The organism is Flavobacterium sp. ALJ2 (assembly GCF_015594725.1).
GTDB lineage: Bacteria > Bacteroidota > Bacteroidia > Flavobacteriales > Flavobacteriaceae > Flavobacterium.
Window position 1 is genome coordinate 109,535 of record NZ_JADNRC010000005.1, and the last position, 25,975, is coordinate 135,509.

Annotated in this window: 22 protein-coding genes; 13 read left to right on the forward strand and 9 right to left on the reverse strand. The window is 31.9% G+C overall.

The genetic code is table 11. The features are described 5' to 3' along the window. Nucleotides 1-7 precede the first annotated feature (7 nt). From IUY40_RS07375 to IUY40_RS07410, 8 genes are all read left to right on the forward strand, one after another. Nucleotides 8-934, forward strand: a complete 927-nt coding sequence (locus IUY40_RS07375; RefSeq protein ID WP_195736219.1) for a geranylgeranylglycerol-phosphate geranylgeranyltransferase — start codon at nucleotides 8-10, stop codon at nucleotides 932-934. Continuing rightward, on the forward strand, nucleotides 927-1,511 hold the full coding sequence (locus IUY40_RS07380) for a Maf-like protein (RefSeq protein WP_195736220.1): 585 nt from the start codon (nucleotides 927-929) through the stop codon (nucleotides 1,509-1,511). Before IUY40_RS07375 ends, IUY40_RS07380 begins: the two co-directional genes overlap by 8 nt. Nucleotides 1,512-1,520: 9 nt before the next feature. Beyond that, entirely contained in the window at nucleotides 1,521-2,051 is a 531-nt protein-coding gene (locus tag IUY40_RS07385; RefSeq protein WP_195736365.1) for a mechanosensitive ion channel domain-containing protein, read from the forward strand. A 292-nt stretch (nucleotides 2,052-2,343) separates the two neighbouring features. After that, nucleotides 2,344-3,441 (forward strand): AI-2E family transporter, encoded by a 1,098-nt coding sequence (locus IUY40_RS07390; RefSeq protein ID WP_195736221.1) that lies wholly within the window; start codon nucleotides 2,344-2,346, stop codon nucleotides 3,439-3,441. A 158-nt stretch (nucleotides 3,442-3,599) separates the two neighbouring features. Continuing rightward, nucleotides 3,600-5,312, forward strand: a complete 1,713-nt coding sequence (locus IUY40_RS07395; protein ID WP_229335435.1) for a POTRA domain-containing protein — start codon at nucleotides 3,600-3,602, stop codon at nucleotides 5,310-5,312. Between the two features lie 211 nt (nucleotides 5,313-5,523). Further along, nucleotides 5,524-6,000, forward strand: a complete 477-nt coding sequence (locus tag IUY40_RS07400) for a hypothetical protein (protein ID WP_195736222.1) — start codon at nucleotides 5,524-5,526, stop codon at nucleotides 5,998-6,000. 147 nt (nucleotides 6,001-6,147) lie between these two features. After that, nucleotides 6,148-8,679, forward strand: a complete 2,532-nt coding sequence (locus tag IUY40_RS07405; RefSeq protein ID WP_195736367.1) for a PIG-L family deacetylase — start codon at nucleotides 6,148-6,150, stop codon at nucleotides 8,677-8,679. Nucleotides 8,680-8,802: 123 nt separating this feature from the next. After that, entirely contained in the window at nucleotides 8,803-10,527 is a 1,725-nt protein-coding gene (locus tag IUY40_RS07410; RefSeq protein WP_195736223.1) for a sodium:solute symporter, read from the forward strand. Between the two features lie 417 nt (nucleotides 10,528-10,944). Here IUY40_RS07410 and IUY40_RS07415 read toward each other — a convergent pair whose 3' ends face one another. The 5 genes from IUY40_RS07415 to IUY40_RS07435 all read right to left on the reverse strand — a co-directional run bounded on the left by IUY40_RS07415 (nucleotide 10,945) and on the right by IUY40_RS07435 (nucleotide 14,723). Continuing rightward, entirely contained in the window at nucleotides 10,945-11,790 is an 846-nt protein-coding gene (locus IUY40_RS07415; protein WP_195736224.1) for a DUF2911 domain-containing protein, read from the reverse strand. Between the two features lie 60 nt (nucleotides 11,791-11,850). Then, nucleotides 11,851-12,522 carry an HAD family hydrolase gene (locus tag IUY40_RS07420; RefSeq protein ID WP_195736225.1) on the reverse strand — a complete coding sequence of 224 codons (672 nt, stop codon included), beginning with the start codon at nucleotides 12,520-12,522 and terminating at the stop codon, nucleotides 11,851-11,853. Nucleotides 12,523-12,706: 184 nt separating this feature from the next. Next, nucleotides 12,707-13,420 (reverse strand): tRNA threonylcarbamoyladenosine dehydratase, encoded by a 714-nt coding sequence (locus IUY40_RS07425; protein ID WP_195736226.1) that lies wholly within the window; start codon nucleotides 13,418-13,420, stop codon nucleotides 12,707-12,709. Between the two features lie 53 nt (nucleotides 13,421-13,473). Further along, a complete protein-coding gene (locus IUY40_RS07430; RefSeq protein WP_195736227.1) occupies nucleotides 13,474-14,121 on the reverse strand; it encodes a TatD family hydrolase in 648 nt (215 codons plus the stop codon). Then, nucleotides 14,121-14,723: a DUF1684 domain-containing protein gene (locus IUY40_RS07435; RefSeq protein WP_195736228.1), complete on the reverse strand. Its 603-nt coding sequence runs from the start codon at nucleotides 14,721-14,723 to the stop codon at nucleotides 14,121-14,123. Before IUY40_RS07435 ends, IUY40_RS07430 begins: the two co-directional genes overlap by 1 nt. A gap of 95 nt (nucleotides 14,724-14,818) precedes the next feature. Here IUY40_RS07435 and IUY40_RS07440 point away from each other — a divergent pair, with 95 nt between their 5' ends. The 5 genes from IUY40_RS07440 to IUY40_RS07460 all read left to right on the forward strand — a co-directional run bounded on the left by IUY40_RS07440 (nucleotide 14,819) and on the right by IUY40_RS07460 (nucleotide 18,851). Then, a complete protein-coding gene (locus tag IUY40_RS07440) occupies nucleotides 14,819-16,039 on the forward strand; it encodes an MFS transporter (protein WP_195736229.1) in 1,221 nt (406 codons plus the stop codon). A 185-nt stretch (nucleotides 16,040-16,224) separates the two neighbouring features. Beyond that, nucleotides 16,225-16,584 (forward strand): BlaI/MecI/CopY family transcriptional regulator, encoded by a 360-nt coding sequence (locus IUY40_RS07445; protein WP_195736230.1) that lies wholly within the window; start codon nucleotides 16,225-16,227, stop codon nucleotides 16,582-16,584. Nucleotides 16,585-16,590: 6 nt separating this feature from the next. After that, complete coding sequence (locus IUY40_RS07450; protein ID WP_195736231.1) at nucleotides 16,591-18,246, forward strand: M56 family metallopeptidase; 1,656 nt, start codon at nucleotides 16,591-16,593, stop codon at nucleotides 18,244-18,246. Between the two features lie 163 nt (nucleotides 18,247-18,409). Continuing rightward, complete coding sequence (locus IUY40_RS07455) at nucleotides 18,410-18,616, forward strand: hypothetical protein (RefSeq protein ID WP_195736232.1); 207 nt, start codon at nucleotides 18,410-18,412, stop codon at nucleotides 18,614-18,616. Nucleotides 18,617-18,710: 94 nt separating this feature from the next. Further along, entirely contained in the window at nucleotides 18,711-18,851 is a 141-nt protein-coding gene (locus IUY40_RS07460; protein ID WP_195736233.1) for an SsrA-binding protein, read from the forward strand. Nucleotides 18,852-18,930: 79 nt separating this feature from the next. Here the strand turns inward: IUY40_RS07460 and IUY40_RS07465 are convergent, their stop codons facing one another. The 4 genes from IUY40_RS07465 to IUY40_RS07480 form a co-directional block, all read right to left on the reverse strand. After that, nucleotides 18,931-19,485 carry a fasciclin domain-containing protein gene (locus tag IUY40_RS07465; protein ID WP_195736234.1) on the reverse strand — a complete coding sequence of 185 codons (555 nt, stop codon included), beginning with the start codon at nucleotides 19,483-19,485 and terminating at the stop codon, nucleotides 18,931-18,933. A 426-nt stretch (nucleotides 19,486-19,911) separates the two neighbouring features. Further along, nucleotides 19,912-21,321, reverse strand: coding sequence for a TolC family protein (locus tag IUY40_RS07470; protein ID WP_195736235.1), 1,410 nt, complete (start codon nucleotides 21,319-21,321; stop codon nucleotides 19,912-19,914). A gap of 2 nt (nucleotides 21,322-21,323) precedes the next feature. Further along, on the reverse strand, nucleotides 21,324-24,473 hold the full coding sequence (locus tag IUY40_RS07475) for an efflux RND transporter permease subunit (protein WP_195736236.1): 3,150 nt from the start codon (nucleotides 24,471-24,473) through the stop codon (nucleotides 21,324-21,326). A 30-nt stretch (nucleotides 24,474-24,503) separates the two neighbouring features. Next, complete coding sequence (locus IUY40_RS07480) at nucleotides 24,504-25,637, reverse strand: efflux RND transporter periplasmic adaptor subunit (RefSeq protein WP_195736237.1); 1,134 nt, start codon at nucleotides 25,635-25,637, stop codon at nucleotides 24,504-24,506. Nucleotides 25,638-25,975: the final 338 nt, after the last annotated feature.

The window sequence follows — 25,975 nt, forward strand, 5'->3', positions numbered from 1 at the left end:
TTAAAAAATGAAATACCTCAAACTCATTCGTTACCAGAACCTATTAATGCTTGCTTTCATGCAAATACTATTTCGTTATGGTTTCTTAAAACTGCAAAATATACCATTAGCACTTGCTCATTGGCAATATGCTCTATTGGTTCTAAGTACTGTTTTAATTGCTGCTGCAGGATATGTCATTAATAACATTTTTGATCAGGAAACTGACTTAATCAATAAACCCAATGATGTTGTAGTAGGCAAAAGCATTTCTGAAACTGCAGCGTATAATATATATGTTGCTCTTAATATTAGTGGCGTTGCTATTGGTTTTTATTTATCGAATGTAATTATGAGACCTGGTTTTGCAACCGTTTTTATTCTAGTTGCAGCTAGTCTTTATTTTTACGCCACAACCCTAAAGCAAATTATGATTCTGGGAAATATCGTTGTTGCTTTATTGTTGTCATTTAGCGTTATAATAATTGGAGTTTTCGATCTATTCCCTGCTACTGATGCTGAAAACAGAGCACAAATGGCAAGTATGTTCTCTATACTTCTTGATTATGCTATTTTTGCTTTTATGATTAATTTTATACGGGAGATTGTAAAAGACATCGAAGATGTAAATGGAGATTATAATCAAGGCATGAATACATTGCCTATTGCAATTGGCACTAACCGAACAGCCAAAATTGTTTTTGCCCTTTCAATTATTCCAGTTGTTTTTTTATTAATTTATATCAATAATTATTTAGTAGCTTATAATCTTTATATCGCAACATTTTATGCGTTTGTATTTGTACTTGCTCCACTACTTTATTTTATTGCAAAAATTATAACTGCTAAAACAAAAAAAGAGTTTCATAACTTGAGCTCTATTTTAAAATGGGTATTATTCTTCGGAATTTTATCAATTTTAATTGTCAATCTTAATATTAAATACAATGCTTAAGCAAAAATTAGAAAAATATACTTTAATACTGGCCTCAGGTTCTCCAAGGCGTCAACAATTTTTTAAAGACTTAGATTTAGATTTCGAAATCCGATTAAAAGATATCGAAGAAATATATCCTCTAGAATTAAAAGGAGCTGAAATCACCGATTATCTAGCTGAACTTAAAGCAGCTGCTTTTGAAGGTGAGCTGAAACCAAACGAAATCCTGATTACAAGTGATACTATTGTTTGGCATAAAGACACGGCTTTAGGCAAACCAAAAGACGAAGAAGATGCTTTTAATATATTAAAATCACTATCTGATACAACTCATGATGTGATCACTTCTGTATGTTTTAAAACCAGTGATAAATCGGTAATTATAAATGAAACCACAAAAGTTACCTTTACTTTATTGAGCGATGAAGCTATTTTATATTATCTAAAAAATTACAAACCATACGATAAAGCTGGAGCATACGGCATTCAGGAATGGATTGGTTTTGTGGGTGTTGCAAAAGTAGAAGGTTCTTATACCAATGTTATGGGCTTGCCTACACACAAAGTTTATGAATATTTAAGTACATTAAAATAAAACTATATGATGTCTTTCTTCACCGATTACGCTAAAGAAATATTTGCAACCGGAATTCTTATTGCTGTAACAATTTTCACAAGAGTCATTGTTACTCAAATAGTTCGAAAGTATGCTAGAAAAGAGCATTACTTAGAACATAGAACTATCTTAATAATTAAGTACATCCATTTATTTACCAATATTTTATTTATAATAGGATTATTTATTGTTTGGGGAGTCAAAACCGATGATATTTTTCTCACAGTATCTTCTATTGCAACGGTTATTGGTGTAGCAATGTTTGCACAATGGTCTATTTTAAGCAACGTTACCTCTGGAGTTATTTTGTTTTTCTCCTTTCCCTTTAAAATTGGAGATTCTATTAAAATTCATGATAAAGATTTTCCTATAGAAGCCGAAATTGAAGATATAAATGCGTTTCATGTAAGTTTAAAAACAAAAGAAGGTGAAAAAATAATTTATCCAAATAGTTTGCTTCTGCAAAAAGGCATCTCAATTATTCCAGCTCATTTTGAAGAGAAAGAGTTTTTTGATTAAAAGCAAAGTATATAAGTTCTGTAAGTTCGCTTAAGCAAAAGATTTAAAACTTATGTTTTCTTAAATGACTTCTAGTTTTAAAATTACCAAACATTTAAATTATATAAGCACATTTTGGTAAAGTTTTTAAAATCCTACTATTTACTTAAGTCTTATATGGTTATATATTTTATGGGAATTTTATAAGCTAATTTTAAAAATGTAGAACGTAAGAAAGCAAATAAAACATAACATTTGTTTAACTTGGTTTTTATTAGTCATAATAAAAGCTTTTAATCTCAATAAATTAGTTATGGAAACAATTAAATTACCTTTTTATGTAAAACTAATGTGCGTTTTAATAAGTATAATTTGTATTGGTTTTATATTTTTTATTGGTAAAGATATTCTAACATCAATATTATTAGCTTTTTTATTTTCGGTGCTATTACTACCATTATTTACATTATTACACGTAAAATTACGCTTCCCCCATTTTTTAGCATCTATAGTTACAGTACTTCTTTTTGTATTAATCATAATAGGAATACTTACCTTTATATCTTATCAGATTAGTGATATTGCCAACGACTTTACTATAATTAAGAAAAATGCAATTTCAGTTTTTAATGATTTTCAAAACTTTATTAAAGCAAATTTTAACATTAGCACTGGCGAACAAAAAAAATATCTTGAAAATGTCACTTCCGATTCTGTGAAAAATGGCGGCCAAAAAATAAGTACTGCCTTGGGCTCACTCTCGGATGTTCTTTTAGATTGCACTATAATACCTATTTTTATTTTTCTATTTTTACTATATAAAAAACATTTTATTCTATTTTTAGCAAAACTGTTCAAGAAAGAACACCATACTAAATTAAAAGAAATTCTAACCCAAATAAAAGTATCTGTAAACAATTATATAGTTGGTCTTATTATAGAAATGATTGTAGTTTCTGTATTAACCAGTATAGGGCTTTACATCATTGGTGTAAAATATTTTATTTTGTTAGGACTTATCACAGGGATTCTAAATATGATTCCTTACATAGGAATTTTTATAGCAGGTGTTTTAACAGTTTTGGCATCATTAACAGGAACTCCTGGAATATCAATCATTTTAGGAATTCTTATTGTAAATATAATTGTTCAGCTTATCGATAATAATATTCTCATACCTTTAATTATAAATACTAAAGTAGAAATAAATGCGCTTTTCTCTATCGTCGGAATCATTATAGGAGGCGGAGTTGCAGGCATATCTGGAATGTTTTTGGCAATACCTTTATTGGCTATTATGAAAATAATTTTTGACAGAATTGAATCTCTTGAGCCTTGGGGGTACTTGATAGGTAATGATTTGCCTAAAAAATTTAGCTGGAAAATTAAAAAAATTAAATTAAAAGAATAAAACACCATTTTAAGTATGCCTAAAAATGAATTTATAAACAGTACACTTTGATAATAAAACTATTTCAATATAAAACATTATTATTACTTATTATAGCATGCTTTTGCTATACCAGCTCTTTTTCTCAGATAAAAGAATCTAAAAAAGATAGTACTGAAATGTATTCAAGAATTAAGTCCTATACTAAAAAACATAAATTCACAAATTTCTTTCATCGCTTTGTTTTTAGATCTACCCGTTCAAAAAAAAATGACGAAGTAATTAAAAAAGTAGATACAACAAATTATAATGGAAAAATTATACGTAAAATTAATATTATAGTCTTAGATCCTTTTGGATACTCTGAAAGCGATACTACTATTACACCTAGAAATTGGGGAGAAAGAACTGGAAATAAGCTACACCTGAAAACAAAAAAATTCGCAATACGCAATTTATTATTATTCAAAAAAAACACCCCCTATGATGCCTACAAAATACAAGAATCTGAACGTATAATTCGATCTCAAAGATATATTAATACAGTAAGTATTAAAGAACAATTGCCAAATGTAGAATCTGATTCAGTAGATATAACTATTCGTGTTCTGGACTCCTGGAGCTCTATACCTAAATTTTCGATTTCAAGCAGTCAGGTTGGTGTAGGACTAAAAGATAAAAACTTTTTTGGAACCGGTCAGCAATTAGAATATAAATTTACCAATCGCATTAGCGATGGAAAAAACGCAAATAATTTCACCTATACAGTTCCTAATATTAGAAATTCTTTTGTTAATGCAACTGCAAAATACAATATTGATTTAGATAATAATTACAATAAAAGCATTGCTTTAGAGCGTCCTTTTTACTCTCCTTTAGCCAAATGGGCAGGAGGTGTGTCTTTTGGACAGAAATTCAGAAAAGATACCTTACAAGGTCCTGATTTAAAATATACTCTTCAGAATTTCAAATACAATTCACACGATATATGGTTAGCAAAAGCATTTCCTGTTTTCAAAGAAAAAGAAAGAAAAACCAACTTAATTTTATCTGGTCGCTTCTTGAATGTAGATTATATCGAAACTCCCACTCCAGAATATGATCCAGTGAGTTTTTATTCAGATGAAAAGTTATTACTCACTGGAATTGGAATCAATACCCGAGAATTTGTTAAAGACAATTATATATTTAGAAGTGGAGCTACTGAAGATGTAGCAACTGGCAGAATCTTCGGAATAACAGCTGGTTATCAATATAAAAATACATTTTGGCGCTCTTATTTAGGTGTACAAGCCTCATTCGGAAATTACAATAAATGGGGATATTTCAGTACTGATTTTGAATTTGGAACTTTCTTTCATCAATCTAAAACATACCAAAGTGCATTTGTATTCGAAGCCAATTATTTTACTAATCTAGTAAAAATAGGAAACTGGAAATTAAGGCAATTTGTAAAGCCTGCACTAATTACTGGTTCTAATAGGGAAAATTCTATTGGAGATAAACTTAATATAAATGGAGACAATGGTCTGCAAGGTTTTAACAGTGCATTATATGGTACTAGCAAAATGGTATTATCATTACAAACACAAACTTATGCTCCACATGCGCTATGGGGTTTTCGTGTGAATCCATTCTTTAATTATACCGCTGCAATATTAGGAGGTCCTGGTGATGCAATGATGAGAAACAAAGTCTTTTCTAAGGTAACTCTGGGATTATTAATAAGTAATGATTACTTGGTTTTTAGCTCCTTTCAGCTATCTATTTCTTATTATCCATCAATACCATTTGAAGGAGATCGTGTATTTAAAACAAATACATTTGAAACTACCGATTTTGGATTACAAAATTTCGAACTAGCTAAACCTAGATTAGTCGATTATAAATAAAGAATAAAATAACATCTGATATTTTTCACAAAAAGCAAATACAACATAATACTCTATATATCAACACTGTTACCTTACCAATATTAAAATTAACCCTTTATTGCTGTTAAAAAAACATATTGTGGCATAACTTTTGGTTTTTATAAAGCAGATGTCGAAATAATCAATTATTTCGACATTTAAAATAAGAATCCCAAAAACCCCCAGAAAAATGAAAACACTAAAATTTATTACTTTCGGAATATTTCTTTTTATTTCAAGTACCATTCATTCTCAAGTTTCAATAAATGTAAATATTGGTTCTCCACCGCAATGGGGACCTGTAGGATATACTGAAATGGAATATTATTATTTGCCAGACATTGAAGCTTATTATGATGTTCGTGCTACACAATTTATTTATTTTGGTGGAGGAAAATGGGTCAGATCAAACCGTTTGCCTAGACAATATCAAAATTATGATTTGTACGGAGGATATAAAGTAGTTTTAAATGATTATCATGGTAGAGCGCCATATGCATATTTTGACAGACATAAAGTTAAATATGGCAAAGGATATCGTGGTAAACCTCAAAAAACATATGGAAACTACAAAAAAGATCATCACAAAAAAAGTGATCGTGATGACAGACATGACCGTAATGATAATCATGATAGAGGCCGTGGTAATGGACATGGAAGACATTAAACAACTTTTCATAATTTAAAGAGAGTGCCTAGTAAAAAGGCACTCTCTTTTTTAATAAAAAAAGTAACATCTTTACAACTCATTAACAACTACTGGTTTCAATTATTACTATTTTTGAAAATAATCCTTAAACTAAATAATTCTCAGATGCACGAACTTCGTTTAAAAATTATTCTTTTACTTCTTATTAGTTTCCAAGTAACTTTTGCCCAAAAACCGCAAAAGCCCAATTCAGTTGAAATTTACAATCAGATAAAAAAAGTAAATTTTTTAGGTTCGGTACTTTATATCGCCGCACATCCTGATGATGAAAACACTAGATTAATTTCTTATTTATCTAATGAAGTTAATGCAAGAACAGGATACTTATCTTTAACTCGAGGCGACGGTGGTCAAAATTTAATAGGACCACAATTAAGAGAATTATTAGGTGTAATTAGGACTCAAGAACTTATTGAAGCTAGAAAAATTGATGGCGGCGAACAGTTCTTTTCACGTGCCAATGATTTTGGCTACTCCAAAACTCCAGATGAAACAGTAACAATTTGGGATAAACAAAAAGTTCTTGCTGATATTATATGGACTATTCGTAAATTTCAACCCGATGTAATCATCAATCGTTTTGATCATCGTACTGCTGGTACAACTCACGGACATCATACAGCATCTGCTATGCTAAGTGTTGAAAGCTTTAATCTAACCAATAATCCTAACATATATCCTGAACAATTAAAATACGTAGCCCCTTGGCAACCTAAACGCCAATTTTTTAATACTTCGTGGTGGTTTTATGGCAGTCAGGAAAAATTTGAAGCAGCAAATAAATCAAAATTCACAACATTAGAAACAGGTGTTTATTATGCCGGAATAGGAAAATCTAATCAGGAAATTGCTGCATTGAGCCGCAGTTGTCATCAATCCCAAGGATTTGGAGCAACTGGAAGCCGTGGTCAGGATACCGAATATTTAGAACTCATTAATGGTGATGCTCCAAAAGATCGAACTACTATTTTTGATGGAATTGATACCACTTGGAACCGTATTAAGGGCGGAAAACCTATTGGAGAATTAATTAATACTATCTTATCACAATATAATTTTAATAATCCATCAGCAAGTATTCCTGACTTGGTAAAAGCATATTCGATGATTCAATCCTTGGACGAAAATCATTGGAAACTTATAAAATCAGAAGAAATTAAAAAAATCATAGCAGCCAGTTCTGGTTTATATCTTGAAGCAGTTGCACAACAACAAGAAACGATACAAGGCGGCAATGTAAACCTTAAATTAGAAGCTATTAATCGTAGTTCTGTTTCTATGCAATTAGTAAGTGTAATGACTCTACCAGAGCAAAAAAGCACGCTACAAAACATTGATTTAACTAATAATAAAGATCAAAAATTGGATTTAAAAATTCAATTACCAATTACAATACCCTATACTCAACCTTATTGGTTAGCCGAAAAAGCTACTGTGGGAATGTACACCGTTTCAAATCAGGAAATTATTGGAATTCCAGACATTATTCGAGAGGTAAAAGTTGTTTTTAATATCAAAATAGACAATGTCGAGATTCCGTTTGAGCGAACTGTTGTTTATAAATACAATGATGATGTAAAAGGTGAAATGTATGATTTCCTGGATATTGTTCCAGAAGTCACTACTACAATCCTTGAAAAAGTATTACTATTTAAAGACATACAAACCAAAACCGTTGCTGTAAAAATTAAAGCAGGAAAAGATGCCGTAAACGGTAACTTACAATTAGAATTACCTAAAAGCTGGATTATATCTCCAAAACAAATTCCTTTTAGCTTAGCAAAAAAAGGAATGGAACAAACTGTTTATTTTGAAGTAACACCTCCTGTTAATTCTGAAAATGCTACATTAAAAAGCATTGCAATTGTAGGTAATAAACGTTACGATAAAGATCAAACTATTATTGATTATAGTCATATTGCTAAGCAACAAGTTTTAGCTCCCTCAGAAGCCAAATGCATACGATTTGACTTAAAAACAACAGGAGATTCAATTGCGTACATTATGGGTGCAGGTGATGAAGTCCCAAATAGCCTAGCGCAAATGGGGTATAAAGTTACCATCTTAAAACCCGAAGAAATTACTCCTACACGGCTCGACAATTTTGATGTGGTAATTACAGGAATCCGTGCTTACAATACTATTCAGGCACTTGCTAATAAACAAGTTGTACTTTTTGATTTTGTTAAAAATGGAAAAACAATGATTGTACAATACAATACAGCGCGCGATGTCGTAACTGATCGTATTGCTCCATATCCTTTAAAAATTTCGACAGATAGAGTAACCGAAGAGAATGCTGAAGTTACCTTTCTAGCACCAAATCATACCGTTTTGAATATGCCAAATAAAATTACAGCTAAAGATTTTGAAGGCTGGAAACAAGAACAAGGGTTGTATTATCCCAATGAATACGACAAAGCCTTTACTCCTATCCTATCCTCACATGATAAAGGAGAATCCGCTAAAAAGGGTGCTTTATTAGTCGCTCCCTACGGAAAAGGATATTACATTTACACAGGTTTAAGTTTTTTTAGAGAATTACCCGAAGGAGTTCCCGGAGCATATCGATTATTCTCAAATATAATCTCATTAAAACAACCAGTACAAATACCGAACAAAGAAATCAAAAATTAAAAGCTTTCTAATATGGCAACTAAAAAAACAAAAACATGGAAAAAAAGCTACACCTATGTGCTTGTAGCCAATGCCATTTATATTCTGGTTTTTTACTTAATAATGCAATTATACTCATAACATATGCAACTATTTGATTGGATTGTACTCATAGTTACACTTTTATTTATTGTTGGTTACGGCTCATGGAAAACCAAAGGAAGTAAAACCGTCGAAGATTTTATTTTAGGCAATAATGAAACTCCTTGGTACACCGTTGGGCTTTCGGTAATGGCAACACAAGCAAGTGCTATTACATTTTTATCCACACCAGGACAAGCTTACCATGACGGAATGGGGTTTGTACAGTTTTATTTTGGATTACCAATTGCAATGATTGTTATTTGCGTAACCTTCATCCCATTATATCATAAATTTAAAGTATATACTGCTTACGAATTTTTAGAGAAACGATTCGATTTAAAAACACGTTCTCTTGCGGCGATCTTATTCTTAGTTCAGCGAGGTTTAGGAACTGGATTAACCATTTATGCCCCTGCTATAATATTATCGGCACTATTAGGATGGAATCTTACTTTAATGAATGTGATAATTGGAGTACTAGTAATTATCTACACATTCTCAGGAGGAACGAAAGCAGTAAATGTTACCCAAAAACAACAAATGTTTGTTATCATGTCGGGAATGTTTATTACCTTTTTCTTGATATTACATTACTTGCCTAATGATATGACTTTTACCAATGCAATGCATATTGCTGGAGCAAATGACAAAATGAATATCGTAGATTTCTCATTTAATCCCGAAGAAAAATATACCTTTTGGAGCGGAATTACTGGTGGATTCTTTCTTGCCCTCGCCTATTTTGGAACGGATCAATCACAAGTTGGCCGCTATTTATCTGGTAGATCCGTTAAGGAAAGCCAAATGGGATTAATCATGAATGGACTTTTAAAAGTTCCGATGCAATTCTTTATTTTGCTTACCGGAATAATGGTTTTTGTATTCTTTCAGTTTAATCCTGTTCCCTTAAACTTTAATCCCAACAACAAAATTATAATCGAGAAATCTGCGTATAAAGGCGAATATCACGCACTAGAGAAAAAACTCGATGTTCTTTCTGAAGACAAAAAAGTAATCAACTTATTATATATCGATCAGTTAAATCAAGATTACGACAATCCAATTCTACGAAAAGAATTAGTAACCTTATCTAATAAAGAAAGAGACTTACGCGAAAGAGCAAAAGAAATTATTTTAAAAGCCGACAGCAATAGCGAAACAAATGATAAAGATTACGTATTCTTTCATTTTATTCTGCACTATTTACCAAAAGGATTAATCGGATTGTTATTAGCAGTAATACTTTCGGCAGCAATGTCCTCTACCGCTTCAGGACTAAATGCTTTGGCATCAACAACAGCAATCGATATTTACAAACGTAACCTTAAAACCGAAAAATCAGACAAGCATTATCTATATGCAACTAAATTTTTTACTTTATTCTGGGGAATAATCGCTATCCTATTTGCATGTATAGGAACTTTATTCGAGAATTTAATACAGCTGGTAAACATTATTGGTTCTATATTTTACGGAACTGTTTTAGGAATATTTTTGGTTGGATTTTATATCAAGCGTGTTCAGTCTAAAGCAGTATTTTATAGTGCCCTTATTAGCCAGATTACCATTTTTATAATCTTCTATTACACCATATGGATTTACCCAAGCGGTCAAGAAAAATTAGGTTATCTATGGCTTAACTTTATTGGCGCAATGTTAACCATATTCTTATCTATGATAATGCAACTTACTATATTCAGAAAGCAAAAAGAAATAGTAGCCTAGCAAATATAAAATTACTACAAACGCTGTAAGACATAAGTTTTACAGCGTTTTTTTATTCTCATCATTATAAACTAAACATATAAAAAAGAGCAGAAATAACAATTATTAAGAAATTCCATTTAGAATAACATTAACTCCTTAAGTACAATTATTTTCTGGCATAGAAATATATGTTTACCAACATCTAAAAAAGACGTTTAGCATAAAATAAATCACATAAGGCTGTATAATTTATTTTTTTGGATTCCTTGTCTGATTATCAATATTAAATGTTTTTATATACGTTGAATACCATTTTTACAAATGACACTTAGAAACTTAAATAGAATTAAAAGATTGTTAGATTCTGAATAAGACATAAAAAACCCCATTTTGAAATAGTATCAAAATGGGGTTTTTCAGTAATAGAATAAATTATTATTTACTCCATTCAGAAATACTGTCTTTATTCATTTTTACGTAATCCTGATTTTTAGCAGCTTCTGAAGCAGCAAGTGAAACTTTAGCAGTTTCGATAGCTCCTTTTTTATCTCCTAGTTTAGCTTGAATTAATGATTTAAGTCTGTAGAAATAGAAAGGCTTGTCTGCGCTTAATTCTATTGCTTTATCTACATATTCTTTTGCTTTAGCGATATCTCCCCCTTTTGCTTGGAAAGTATATTGCGCTGCAGCAAAATAATCATTTGATGATGGTCCAGCCAATACTCTTTTGATACTTTCTGAAGCCAATTTATCTGTAGGAACTTCAAATTTTACTGATACTGAAGAATTCTCCCAAGCAATATCAATAGTTCCTGAATTAGCATCTAAATTATTAATTCCTATTGTAAATGTTTCAACTGCTTTATTTAAAGCATCTTCTTTTACAGTAGTTTTTAAAGCTACGTCAGCATCACTCCAATTTTCTGGCAATCCCCAGTTATCTGTTTTTGAGTAGAAAATAACATCCCAACTTTCAATTCTTGGAACAGTAAAGAGAGCATATTTCCCTTTTTTCAACGTTTTACCATCAATTACAACATCATCACTAAATGATATTACTGAATTTTCGTTTGCTCCCGTTCTCCATAATTTACCAAACGGAACCAAATTTCCAAATACTGCTCTACCTCTTGCGCCTGGTCTTGAGTAAGTAACTTCTACATCTGTTAAACCAACCATCTGGTTTACAACTGCTTTTGGACTCGCTTGAGGAGTTTTTATTTGTGCTTCTGCTACAAATGGAGCAATAACAATTGCTAAGGCAATAAGTATTTTTTTCATTATTTATAGTTTTTTTGTTTTCCCAAAATTACGAATTCATTCAATTCGAAATGTTAATAATTACCTAATAGAAGACTTTATTGCTACTATTTTCTCAAAATTGAGTTCTTCAAAATGATTAATAACCTCATCTGCATCTGATAAGTCCTGCATTTTGGAATGTTCGCTATTATACCCCACACAATATATTCCTGCTGCTTTTGCTGCTTTCACACCATTAGTACTATCTTCGATGACAATACAATCCTCTTTTGGTGCTTTAGACAATGATGCTGCATGCAAAAATATAGCTGGATTAGGCTTTGATTGCGGGAAGTCTTCTCCACTAACAATATCGGTAAAATATTGATGTAAATTAAAACGTGTAAAAACACGCTCAATAGTCACTTTTGAAGCTGACGATGCCAAGATCAATTGCATTCCATTAGCATATAAATCCTTTATTAAATCCGCAACGCCATCTAGCAAGTATAAATCTTCTTTGGTATCGAAAGCATCATTAAAAATAGTTCTTTTTCTCTGAATCAAATCTTCTACCTCTTGTTCTATCGTTGGGAAAATGTTCTTTAAGGCTTGAAATGTATTTCGTGTCGAAAACCCTGTAAATGTTGCATAAACCTCATCGGTTACATCAATATTTAATTCCGAAAATTGCTTGTGATAGGCATAATAATGTACGGGTTCTGTATCTACAATTACACCGTCCATATCGAAAATTACTGTTTTTATCATCTTTTTTAGGTTCTATGGTTCTAAGCTACAAAGTTCCGATAGTTATCGGAACAAAGGTTTTATATTGTAAAAAACATTCTACGTTTAGATTATATACTATATAAATCCTGAATATAGATTATATGCTATATAAATTCTTAATTATCAAAGCCTATAATACGCGACTAAATACTGCGACTAAAAACTACTTCTTAAGCAAATAACGAATCACTGTTTCGGCTGTATATAAACCAAATAATCCTGGCATATAGCTATTTGTTCCGTAAAATGATTTCTTAAAATTAGATCCATCGGTCATTTTTAAACTTGCTTCATCCTGAATCTCTGATGAAAATACCACTTTCAATTTATCTATTTTGGCTTCTTTTAATCTTCTACGAATTGTTTTAGCAAAATAGCAATTTATTGTATTAGAAATATCTGCAACTTTTACTTTCGAAGCTTCCATTTTTCCACCTGCTCCCATGCTGCTAATAATTTTCACTCGCTTGCGTTTGGCAGCAATAATTAAATTTAGTTTTGGAGTAACGCTATCAATACAATCCAAAACATAATCAAATTCTTCAGTAACTATCTCAAAAGCGCGCTCTGGCGAAAGAAACTCCTGAACTCGTATTAGTTTTAATTCTGGATTAATGTCCATCAAACGATCTCCTACAACTGTAACTTTAGGTTGTCCAACAGTCGAGTGCAAAGCTGGTAATTGCCTGTTTATATTGGTAATATCTACTACATCACCATCTACAATAGTCATTGTCCCTATTCCTGCTCTTGCCAAAAACTCGGCTGCAAAAGACCCCACTCCACCTAATCCTACAACAAGAACATGCGAATTTTTAAGATTATCTAATCCTTCTTTTTTAAATAATAATTCGGCTCTTTCCGTCCACTCTGCCATATAATTTTTTTTAAAGTTTACTATTATTAAGGTTTTGAAAATCTAAACCTTTTTTATTTGTTAAATACGGTCTTATAATTACTAGTGATTACTTGCCGTAATTCATCAACTGTTATGTTTTTATATTTTGCTGCTAGAGCATACACTATTTCTATAGTTTCATCGATTATATCTGTTTCCAGAAAAAATCGATTATTAGGAATACTTTTAAAAACAATTTCTAAATGAGGATTCTTAATTAAATATTTTCCGAAAGAAAGATAAAATCCATTATCTAAAAGTTGCTTCGCTACTTGCTCGTTCTTAGCAAAACCATGAATAATCATAGGAACTGTAATATTTAATTTTTTCTTCAAAGCAATTACTTCCTGAAACGCCGCTACGCAATGTACAACAACAGGCTTTTGATGCTTTTGAGCTAAAAGTAATTGCCTTTCAAAAACAGCTGCCTGTAATTCAAACGGAACTTCTGTTCGTTTGTCTAAACCACATTCGCCAAGGGCTAAACAATTCTTGGCAATCAATTTTTGATTTATAATTTCTAAGTCAGCCTCAATTCGTTCCTTTACAATATACCAAGGGTGAATTCCTATAGAATAAAAAGCTATGCTTTCGTCAAACTCATTAGGATATTGATTTACTATATCCAAAACATCTTGACGATCTGCTGATTTATGTGTATGGAAATTAATAAATTGCATTAATCATGAAACTTTTTAACACCTGCTTCTATCGCCACGTTCAAATCATTCTCTAAAGGTACAATTGGACAAGAATATTTATAATTATAAGCACAATACGGATTATACGCTTGATTAAAATCAATTGTAATTGTATTTCCTTTTGGGATTTTTAAATCGATATATCTTCCTCCTATATAAGTTTCTTTTCCAGAAGTTAAATCCAAAAAAGGTAAGAATAAATAGTCCTTGTACTCTTCTTTTTTAGAAAGATCAATATTGCGATATACATTCAATTGTAAGTCAACGCCATCAATTGTAAAATATACTGTTCCATATTTTATATACATTGGTTTTCTTGTTGTAGAAGTTTTCATCTCAAAAGGCTTCTCTTTTTTGGCTTTCACAAATTTAGCCACAACAGCATATTTTTTATTTATTGGATAAAAATCTAATGTCTCAAAAGTTTTTAGATCTTCTGGTAGCAATGGACTTGTTTTTGCATCTGCATATTCACTATTAATTGTCTTTTGAAAGTTTTCGATAGCAACACGATCAAATTTTTCTTGGGCAAAGCCAAAGTTAAATACAAAAAGGACTAAAAACAGAATTAGATTTTTCATCTTATAAATTTTAGCAAAAATAGATTAAAAGTAACAAAGCAACAAAGACTGTAAGTTACAAAGTTTTATAACTTTGTAGATATAACCCATTTATAATGCTAATCAACGCCTTTCAACGCTATATAAACAATTTTAGAGGATTTTCTAGAGAAATTTGGATACTTACACTTGTTACGTTTATTAATCGTGCCGGAACAATGGTTCTTCCGTTTTTATCAAAATACTTAAAAGAAGACCTTCAATTCACATACAATGAAGTGGGCTGGATTATGGTTGCTTTTGGGTTAGGTTCTATGTTGGGTTCCTGGCTTGGTGGTAAGTTATCTGATAAAATAGGCTTTTACAAAATAATGGTATTTAGTTTATTTACCAGCGGAATCTCCTTGTTCTTTTTACAGTATATAACGACTTTCTGGGCATTATGTTTTGTAATGTTTAGTATTATGGTCATCGCCGATATGTTTCGTCCTGCGATGTATGTTTCTCTAAGTGCTTATGCCAAACCCGAAAATAGAACTCGCGCCTTAACTTTGGTGCGTCTTGCAGTAAATCTTGGTTTTGCTGCTGGTCCTGCATTAGGAGGTTTAATTATTATGGGGATTGGTTACCAAGGATTGTTTTGGGTCGATGGAACATCTTGCATTGTAGCAATTTCAATTTTTGCATTATTAGTAAAAGAAAAGAAAAAACCAGTTCATGACAGTAGTCATGATATAATAAGCGAACCAAAATCGGTCTTTAAAGACAAGATATTTTGGATGTTTTTATTTGTAAGTTTTGCAACTGCTATAATTTTCTTTCAGCTTTTTACAACTTTACCATTATATCACAATGAAAAATTTGGCTTAAGCGAATTACAAACAGGATTATTAATGACACTAAACGGACTTATGATATTTTCGCTCGAAATGCCGATTGTGAGCTATTTAGAAAGAAGTGCTTTCCATAAAATAAAAACAATCATCTACGGCACGATATTAATGGCTTCAAGCTTCTATTTATTATTAATTAATGTTTGGGCAGGAGTACTTGTTTTTGCAATGATCATGGTCTCATTGGGAGAGATATTAGCTTTCCCTTTCTCTAATGCTTTTGCTTTAAGCCGAGCCCCACGTGGTCAAGAAGGACGCTATATGGCTTTATATACCATGAGCTTTAGTTTGGCACATATTATTAGCTCAAAACTCGGTTTTGAATTTATTACCAGATTTGGATACCAGTCGAATTGGTTTATAATGGGTACTATCGGACTAGCTGCAACTGCTTGTTGTTTTTGGATTCAGAAAGAATTGCAAAAAGAAAACAATATTTTATAACCACATAAAATAAATAACATTCTTCAAAATAACATAATAACCTGTTAAACAGTAATTTAAGACAGAAACACGTTTCTAACTATACTCCTTTGATTCACATAGTAACTACAAAAATAGTTAAATAACTGTTTTTATAGTTGTATAACTATAAAAATAGTTGTAAGTTTGGTTTAAAATTAGAAAACATGCAAAAGTTAACCAACAAAGAAGAAGAAATAATGCACATTTTATGGAAGCTAAACAAAGCTTTTGTAAAAGAAATTCAGGCTGAAATTACTGAAGATCAACCACATTACAATACACTATCAACTATTGTTAGAAACTTAGAAGAAAAAGGTTTTGTAGCTCATACTCCATTTGGAAACACGCACCAATACTATCCTGTAGTAACCTTAAAAGAATATGGCAAACGGTTTATGAATACGGCAATTGATAATTATTTTAATAGTTCGTATAAAAATATGGTTTCCTTTTTTGCCAAAGAAGAAAAAATTTCGGCAGATGAATTACGTGAAATCTTAGATATGATAGAAAACAAAAAATAATAATTTATGGAGGCAATTTTTATCTATATTTTTAAAACTAGTGGATTAATCACTGTATTTTATCTAGCATATTATTTTTTATTGCGAAAAGAAACTTTTTTTAATACAAACAGATGGTTTTTATTATCGGGATTAATCACCTCAATTGTATTGCCTTTTATAGTGTATACCAAAATAGTTTGGGTTGCTCCTACTCCAACAAATTCTACTTTCCTCATAAATAGTGCAGCTGTAAAAACTATTCCTATTGAGGAATCCTGGCTCGACACACATTTAAATTTATGCTTAATCATATTGTATGTTTCAATCATCATTTTACTACTATTAAAATTTGCTTTCGACTTTTATAGCTTAAAAAGAGTTATTAAAGGAAAAACTATTCAAAATCAAGCTGATTTTAAGCTTGTAGATGTTTTAGAAAATATTGCCCCATTTTCATTCTTCAGTTATATTGTGTACAACTCATCACTGTACAATTCTACAGAACTGGAAAACATTCTTGAACATGAAAAAATTCACAGCGAACAAAATCACACCACAGATGTATTGATTTCAAGGATATTCAGTATTATATTTTGGTTCAATCCAATGGTTTGGCTTTACAAAAAAGCCATCATGCAAAATCTAGAATTCATTGCCGATGCCGAAGCCTTGAAAAAAATTGCCGACAAAAAAGCGTATCAATACACGCTTTTAAAAATAACAACGCATGAAAATTGTGTTGCGATCACCAATCATTTTTATCAATCATTAATCAAAAAACGAATCGTCATGTTAAACAAAAATCAATCAAAAAAGAGAAATTATTTAAAGTATGCCTTAATTCTTCCCGTATTAGGAGCATTTGTATTCTTATTTCAAGTAAAAGTAATCGCACAGGAAAAAGAACAAAAAGAAGTAAAAGAAGATATTGTTATAAATTCAAAATCAGAACCCAAAAATGTATTAGTATACAAAATTAAAAAGAATACAACTGATAAAGAATTAGATGAAATTGTACAAAAATTAAAAATAAATCATGAAGTAATCCTTGCTTTTAGTCATATAACAAGAAATTCGGCTAATGAGTTAACAGGAATACGTGTTGACATAAAAAGAAAAAATGGCAAAGCACAAATCATGCAAACCAGCAGTAATGAAGCCATAAAACCATTTGGAGTTGTTGTAATAAAAAATGAAGATGGTACTGAAACTATTAATTTACAAACTGGCGAAAAAACTCATCAACCTGTAACTATGGGTGAAGGTCCAGATGGAGCCAATGGTTACAATAGCAATGAAGAATTTCCTACTCCGCCTACGCCTCCAACTCCACCATCATTTCCAGAAGGCCCAATGCCTATTGCTAATGTTGACATGTCTAAAATGCCAAAACCTCCTGTGCATCCAAAAGATATAAATGATGAGAAAGAAATGCAAAAATTCAACAAAGCAATGGATGAATTTAACAAAAAAATGGAAGCTTTTGAACCAGATATGTCTGCTTACGAGAAAGAAGTTGAAGTAGTAATGGCAAAACGTGAAGCGGTTTTTGAAAAAGAAATGGCCAAATTTGACATTGAAATGCAACAATTTAATAAGAAAATGGAAAAATTTAATCAAGACATAAAAAAGCATGAGAAAGAGATGAACACGTTTGAAAAAGAAAACAAATCAAAATAAAGAGAAAGAAACATTTTTAATTTCAGTATTTCTGCTCATTTTCAGCTTTTGTTTTGGTCAAAAACAGATATTAATCAAAATGAAATAAAACAAAAAAATGATAACTATAGTAATGAAGTAATTGAAATCCCAGAAATTACACTGGCAGTTATTAAAGAACGATATGACTATCATTTTTTTATCCAATGGCATAAATATGACAATCTATTATGTGCAATCTCAAGTCGTAAATCATGTAGCAGGAATAGTAGATAACTTCCTAATCGATGATTACTTACTGGCTGATGAAAAGATAACACAAGATTTTTTAAAATTAGACATTACAAAATCAGAGCAAAATTATCTTGCCTTGAAAAAAAAACCATCCTAAATGGAATTTAAAAACTTGTTTAAAATTGACAATACAAAAGACTTTGTTACACTACAAAGTCTTTTGTATATCTTTGAAAAAAAAATCTACCATTATGTATAAAATTCTTGCCCAAATAAACAAATTGATTTTACCCAGTTTTACCAAGCAAGGACTTGATATTACAAAAGCTAAAAAATGGCAAATGGCGATAATTGGTTATCGCTACTTTATAACGAAACGTGCTTTGGATTAAATCTGTATCTATATAAACACAAAAAAGTCCTGTACAACATACAGGACTTTTTTTGATTATTGGGATAATCCGATTGCAATTATTTTTTTGGCAATAATACTGCATCAATTACGTGAATCACACCATTTGATTGATTAACGTCAGCGATGGTTACTTTAGCTTTATTACCACTTTCGTCGCTTATATACAAATCTTTTCCTTTCATCCAAGCTGTTAGTGTACCACCACTTACAGTATTCAATGCTGTTTTACCTCCACCCATTTTTATTGCTTTGGCAATATCAGCTGCATTCATTTTTCCAGCCACAACATGGTAGGTCAAAATATTTTGCAATGTTTTAATGTTTTCTGGTTTCAATAATGTTTCAACTGTTCCTTTTGGTAATTTATTAAATGCTTCATTTGTTGGAGCAAAAACAGTGAAGGGGCCATTACCTTCTAATGTTTCTACCAAACCTGCCGCTTTAACTGCTGCTACTAATGTGGTGTGGTCTTTTGAATTCACTGCGTTTTCAATAATGTTTTTGTTTGGATACATTGCTGCTCCACCAACCATAACTGATTTTTGAGCGAAAGAAGTTGCTCCAAATACTAATGCAAAAATTGCTGCTGTTAAAATGTTTTTAGTTTTCATGATTTAGTTTTTAAAATTGTTATAATTTAATTTATAAGTTTATAAAGTCATTTACGCTATAACTTCCAATTTGGTTTTTAATATCTGTGAAATTCCGCAAAAAAAATTTAAACACATGCTATATGCCTTGTAAAATGGGCAAAAAAAAATCCATCATCTCTACAAATTATTATAAAGCTGATGGATTATTTTTAACCAGTTGGGTTCAATTACCTCGTATGTTCCCTTCTTCGTGTCTAGAAAACTTCATTTAACATATAGGTTTTATATGTGCTAAAGGGTTCAAAAAGAAATACATTTCTTTCACATAATTCTAACTATATGTCTTTAAAACAAGTGAAACGTCTTTTTTTAAGTTTAAAAATCTATGTCGCTATGTTGTTAATATTATTATACCTAACAGGTTCGCTTTTGCTTAACAACTATCTATTGTACTCCGCCTCCTAAGGCACGATATAAATTTATCGCAGCATTTAGCTTTTCTAATTTTATAGCTACAACATCTAAGTCATTTTGTAAAGCTCCGTTTTGAGCTACAATAACGTCTAAATAAGTTACCATACCGCTTTTATATAATAATGTGGCATCAGAGGTTGCTTTGTCTAAAGAAACTGCTTTTTCAGTAGCAAGTTCCATACGCTCATCGGCATATTTTAATTGAGACATTGCATCGTTTACTTCTCCAACGGCTGTTATATAAGATTGCTTAAACTGAATAACTGCTTTTTCCTGTTCTATAATTGCAATTTCATAAGCCGTTCTTAATTCGCGTTTTCTAAATATTGGCTGTACTAAATTAGCTGCAATAGTTTTAGTGACCGAACCTGGAAAATTAAACCAAGTATCAAACTCAAATGAATTTTTTCCGATTGACGGACGCAAACTTAGTGTTGGATACATAGTAGCTTTTGCCAATCCTGTTTTAGCATTAGCAGACATAACAGCATATTCAGCAGCTTTAACGTCTGGTCTGCGACTTAAAAGCGACGCGGGAATCCCTGAAGGCAAACCAATACTAAATTCTGCCACTTCAAGATTTCCTGACCGCACTATTTTATCTGGATATTCACCACATAAAATTTGCAATGCATTTTCCTGAACTGCAATATTCGTTTTCGCTAAAGGAACTAATAATTCCGCCGTTTTTTTCTGAGCTTCTGTCTGATAAAGCGCCAAAGAACTAATTGCTCCTGAATTATATTGCAGTTTCATCATCTTTAAAGTACTATCACTTAACTCAATATTTTTTTGAGCAATTTTAAGTTGTTCATCCAATCCTAAAAGATTGTAATATGATTGAGCAACCTGAACTATAATCCTAGTTTTTAAAGCCGAAAGATTCTCTTTTTGAGCAAAATAACTAGCTTTGGCCTCTCTTTTCTGCATCGTTGCTTTCCCCCATATATCTGCTTCCCAAGACAACTGAATATTTGCATTATAATCGTCCATATAATCTTTACTCGTAAACTGCGCACTCAAAGAACCATTAAGTGAGTTTTTAGACTGATAACTACGACTCGCATTTGCATCAAAATCAAGCGTTGGTAATAATCCTAATTTTGCTTGTTTATAAGTAAGATCAAGCTGCTCCATGCTTTTCATGGCAACAAGTACCTCGTTGTTTTTAATGAGGGCTTTTTCTATCAAATCAACCAACAATGGATCTTTATAGTAATTTTTCCAAGAATGCAAAATAGTATCTCCGGTCAATAGTATCTCTTCACGATATTTTTCGGGTACATTTAAATCTGCTCGAGAATATTTTTTCCCTATTACACAAGATGTTAGCAAAACACCTGCAAATAAAGAAATCCCAATTTTATATAGTACTCTCATTATTATTTTATATTTTTAATTACAATCTTCTTACCTGATACTTTTTCTTGTAGATATTGAAATAGTATAAAAAGTAACGGAATTACAAAAACTCCCAAAACAACGCCACTAAACATTCCTATAGCAGCACTTACACTTATTGATCTGTTTCCTATTGCTGTTCCTCCTGTGGCAAACATTAATGGTATCATACCTGCAATAAAAGCTAGAGATGTCATGATAATTGGTCGTAGTCTCGATCTAGCTCCCTCAATAGCTGCTTCTGTAATAGACAAACCTGCATAACGTCTTTGAAGAGCAAATTCTACAATAAGAATGGCGTTTTTCGCCAAAAGTCCGACCAGCATAATTAAACCAACCTGAACATAAATATTATTGTCAAGCCCTACTGCTTTAACACCCAAAAAAGCACCTAATATACCTGTTGGGATAGAAAGCAATACTGCTAGAGGCAATAAATAACTTTCGTACTGTGCAGCCAATAAAAAGAAAACAAATAAAAGACATAAACCAAATATGGCAATAGTCTGATTACCTCCTTCTTTTTCTTCAAGGCTCAACCCTGTCCACTCATAACTATAATCAGACGGAAGTTTATCCAAAACTGTTTCTAGATTACCCATAATTTCCCCATTACTAAATCCTGGTAATGCTACAGCAGTAATATTAACCGAATTGTAAAGATTGTAACGGTTTACTGATTCTGGCCCATAAACCTTATGTAGCTTAACAAGAGATTTTACAGGAACCATTTCCATTTTTGCATTCCTCACAAATATTTCATTAAACGCATCTTGATCTGTTCTAAAAATCCCATCGGCTTTGACATTAACTCTGTAAAACTTTCCGAATCTTGTAAAATCCGCCGACTGATCTCCCGCAAAATAAGTTTGGATATTGTTTAAAAGCTCACGAATATTAACTCCCATTTGACTGGCTTTCTCTTCATCTACTTCAAGTTCAAACTGCGGATAATCTGCTCTAAATGTTGTATAAGCATATTGAACTCCTGGTTGCTGCATAATTTGCCCGATCACTTTATCAGTCATCGCTTTTAATGTAGCTGGATCACGCGCTGTTCTGTCTTGAAGCACTATCTCTGCACCACTTGTTACTCCAAATCCTTCTACAGGTGGCATTCTTAACACCATTATTGAACCTTCTTTTATACCCGATAATTTGCCGCTAACCATATTAAGAACCTCTTCAATATCTTTAACTGCCCCCCTATCCTTTTTAGGTTTTAATTTTATAAACCCTAATCCGTACGCTGGACTGGCACTATTACTAAGAATATTAAAACCTGTAATACTGGTATTATTGTCAATTGCATCTACTGTCGAAAGTTCTTTTTCAATCTTTTCAACTACTGCTGTAGTACGATCCAATGCAGTTCCTGGTGGCATTGATAAACTGTAAAGCATAAACCCATCATCTTCCATTGGTACAAAACTTTTTGGAGTTGACATCATCATCACGATAGCTATAACACTTATCCCTACAACTAATCCTCCTGCAAGCCATTTTCTACCAATAAGAAAACGAACTCCTTTAATGTATTTACCAGTTAAATTATTAAATCCTGTATTGAATCCTATGAAAAAACGCTCTTTAAATCCCGTTTTATGAGCATTCCCTTCATGTTTACCACTATGGTCATTCTTTAATAAAAGTGCACATAATGCTGGTGTAAGCGTAAGTGCATTTACAGCCGAAATAATGATTGCAATAGCAAGTGTATAAGCAAATTGCTTATAGAAAATACCTGATGATCCTGTCATGAAACCAATCGGAATAAATACTGCCGACATTACTAGTGTTATCGAAATAACAGCTCCTGTAATCTCTGCCATGGCACTATGAGTAGCTTCTTTTGCCGAAAGTTCAGAATCTTCTTCCATTTTACTATGAACAGCTTCGACTACTACAATTGCATCATCGACTACGATACCAATGGCTAGTACCAAAGCAAAAAGTGTTAAAACATTGATTGTAAACCCAAACACTAACAGGAAGAAAAAAGTTCCTACAATCGCTACCGGAACTGCAATTGCGGGAATAATCGTCGATCGAATGTCCTGAAGGAATATAAATACTACTATAAAAACCAGAATAAAAGCTTCTAACAATGTCGTTTTTACTTGTCCTATCGCTTCATCGAGTCTTTCTTTGGTACTCATTACATTAACATATTTAACGCCTGGAGGAAAAGATTTAGACAAACGTTCTACTTCTTTATTAATCCCAATTTCGATGTCGTTTGCATTCGAACCTGATGTCTGTAATATAGCCATAGTAACGGCATTTTTTCCGCTTGACTTATTGTCTCCACTATAAGAAATGGAACCAAATTCTACTCTAGCTACATCTCTAAGTCTTAAAATATTATTGCCATCTGTTTTAACCACAATATTTTCATACTGCTCTGGCTTATTTTTCTTCCCCCTATATCTGATAACATACTCTAAAGCTGACTTTGATTCTTCTCCTAATTTTCCTGGAGCCGATTCTAAACTTTGATCTGCAATTGCCTGACTTATATCAGACGGTACTAAACCCGCATTTGCCATTTTGCGAGGGTCAAGCCAAACTCGCATCGAGTAATCTTTTTCCCCAAAAATTTGTACCTGACCTACACCTGGAACACGTTTTATTTGCGGAACAAGGTTGATATTGGCATAATTTTGTAAAAACAACTCATCGTATTTGCTATTATCTTCTGTATAAAGATTGAAAATAACAATCATACTATTTTGCTGCTTAGAGGTCGTAAGCCCCATTCTGATAACTTCTTGTGGTAATTTTGGAGTGGCCTGCTGTACTCTATTTTGCACATTTACTGCAGCCTGATCAGGATCTACTCCTTGTTTAAAAATTACACTGATAGAAAAAGTTCCATCATTACTAGCAGTAGATTTTATATACTGCATATTCTCAACTCCATTTATTTGCTCCTCAAGCGGAGTTACCACTGAACGAATAACTGTTTCACTATTTCCACCAGGGTAAATACCACTTACCATTACAGTTGGTGGCGCAATATCTGGAAACCTAGTTACAGATAATCTTGTAAGACCTATAATACCCAATATCACCAATACAATGGAGATAACCGTAGCCAATACAGGCTTATCTATTATTTTTTTTAACATAGAAATGTTATTTATATTAAAACCAAAAAATTATTTATTGCTCAACGCTTTTGTAGTTACTTTTGGAACTATTTCAATACCGTCATAAAGTGCATCGATATTATTTAATGCTATTTTATCTCCTGATTTTACTCCAGCTTTCACAAAATAGTTTGTTCCGGTATTAGCTGCAATTTCAATAGGAACCATTGCAACTTTGTTCCCTTCTTTTAAAACATAAACAAAAAACTTATCCTGTATATCTTTTACACTAGCCATTGGAACGGTAATTACCGAAGCCAAACTACTGTTCAATACAACTCTTGCTGAACCTCCTGAACGTAATTGTTTTTTTGGATTTGAAAAAACTGCTTTTAATGCAATAGTTCCTGTAGTACGATCAATATTACCACTGGCAAATTCTAGTTTTCCCTGATGCTCGTATAAACTATCATCTGCCAAAATCAAACTTACTGATTGATTTAATTGAGAATCTTTTGAAAAAGAGAGATAATCAGATTCACTCAATGAGAAATACACAAATACTGTATTAATCTCAGAAAGAACCGTTAACGGAACAGCATCTGTTGGTGTAACCAAATTACCTACACGATTAGGAATACGGCTGATATAACCACTTACTGGTGCTTTAATCAAAGAAAAATCAGCATTAAGTTGCGAAGATCCTAAAGCTGCTTTTGCTTGAGCTACTTGTGCAACAGCCGCTTCATAATTAGCCTGTGCCGTTTTTAATTGCATATCTGAGTATACTTTTGCAGCAACAAGAGGCTTAATCTTTTCTATCTCCAATTTAGCATTTGCAAGATTTGCCAATGCGCTCTTATATGTTGCACGGGTATTATTAACTTGCTCTATAAAAACATCCGATTTAATTTTAAAAAGTGATTGCCCCTTAGTTACGTAATCTCCTTCTTTTACATAAATTGCTTCAAGATATCCTGATACCTGAGGTTTTAAATCAACATTAACTGAACCTTCGATAATTCCTGGGTATTTTTTTTCAACCTCGCCTGTTATAGATTTAGCCTGAAGAAAATCTACTTCTGGTTTTGGGGCTCCTAAAGCTTCTGCTCCAGCTTTTCCACATGAAGAAAAGCTAATGATAATCAATAAAACTACCATCTTACTGAGTGTTTTATTATTTTGGAAAAACTGTTTTGTCATTTTATTTCATTTTAATGAATACATCGAATTTGATGCAAAATAACAATCCAAATCTCTCTTTTATAGCTAGAATATTACCCAACCGTAATTTTTCAATACTGAAACGAATACGCAGGTTACCAAAGGAAAACAACATGCGGAATTATGTAATGAAAAAACTGAATTTGTTTTAGTTTTGTATACTCTAACCTATTTAATACCTAAAATAGTTGTTCTAAATACCCCCGAAATACCCTCTGCAAAGCATAACTACACGAAGAAAGATTGTATAATTAGATTATCGCTTTTAACCATTGCATAAATGATAAATAATCCTTGTAACAAAAAGATTTGTATGT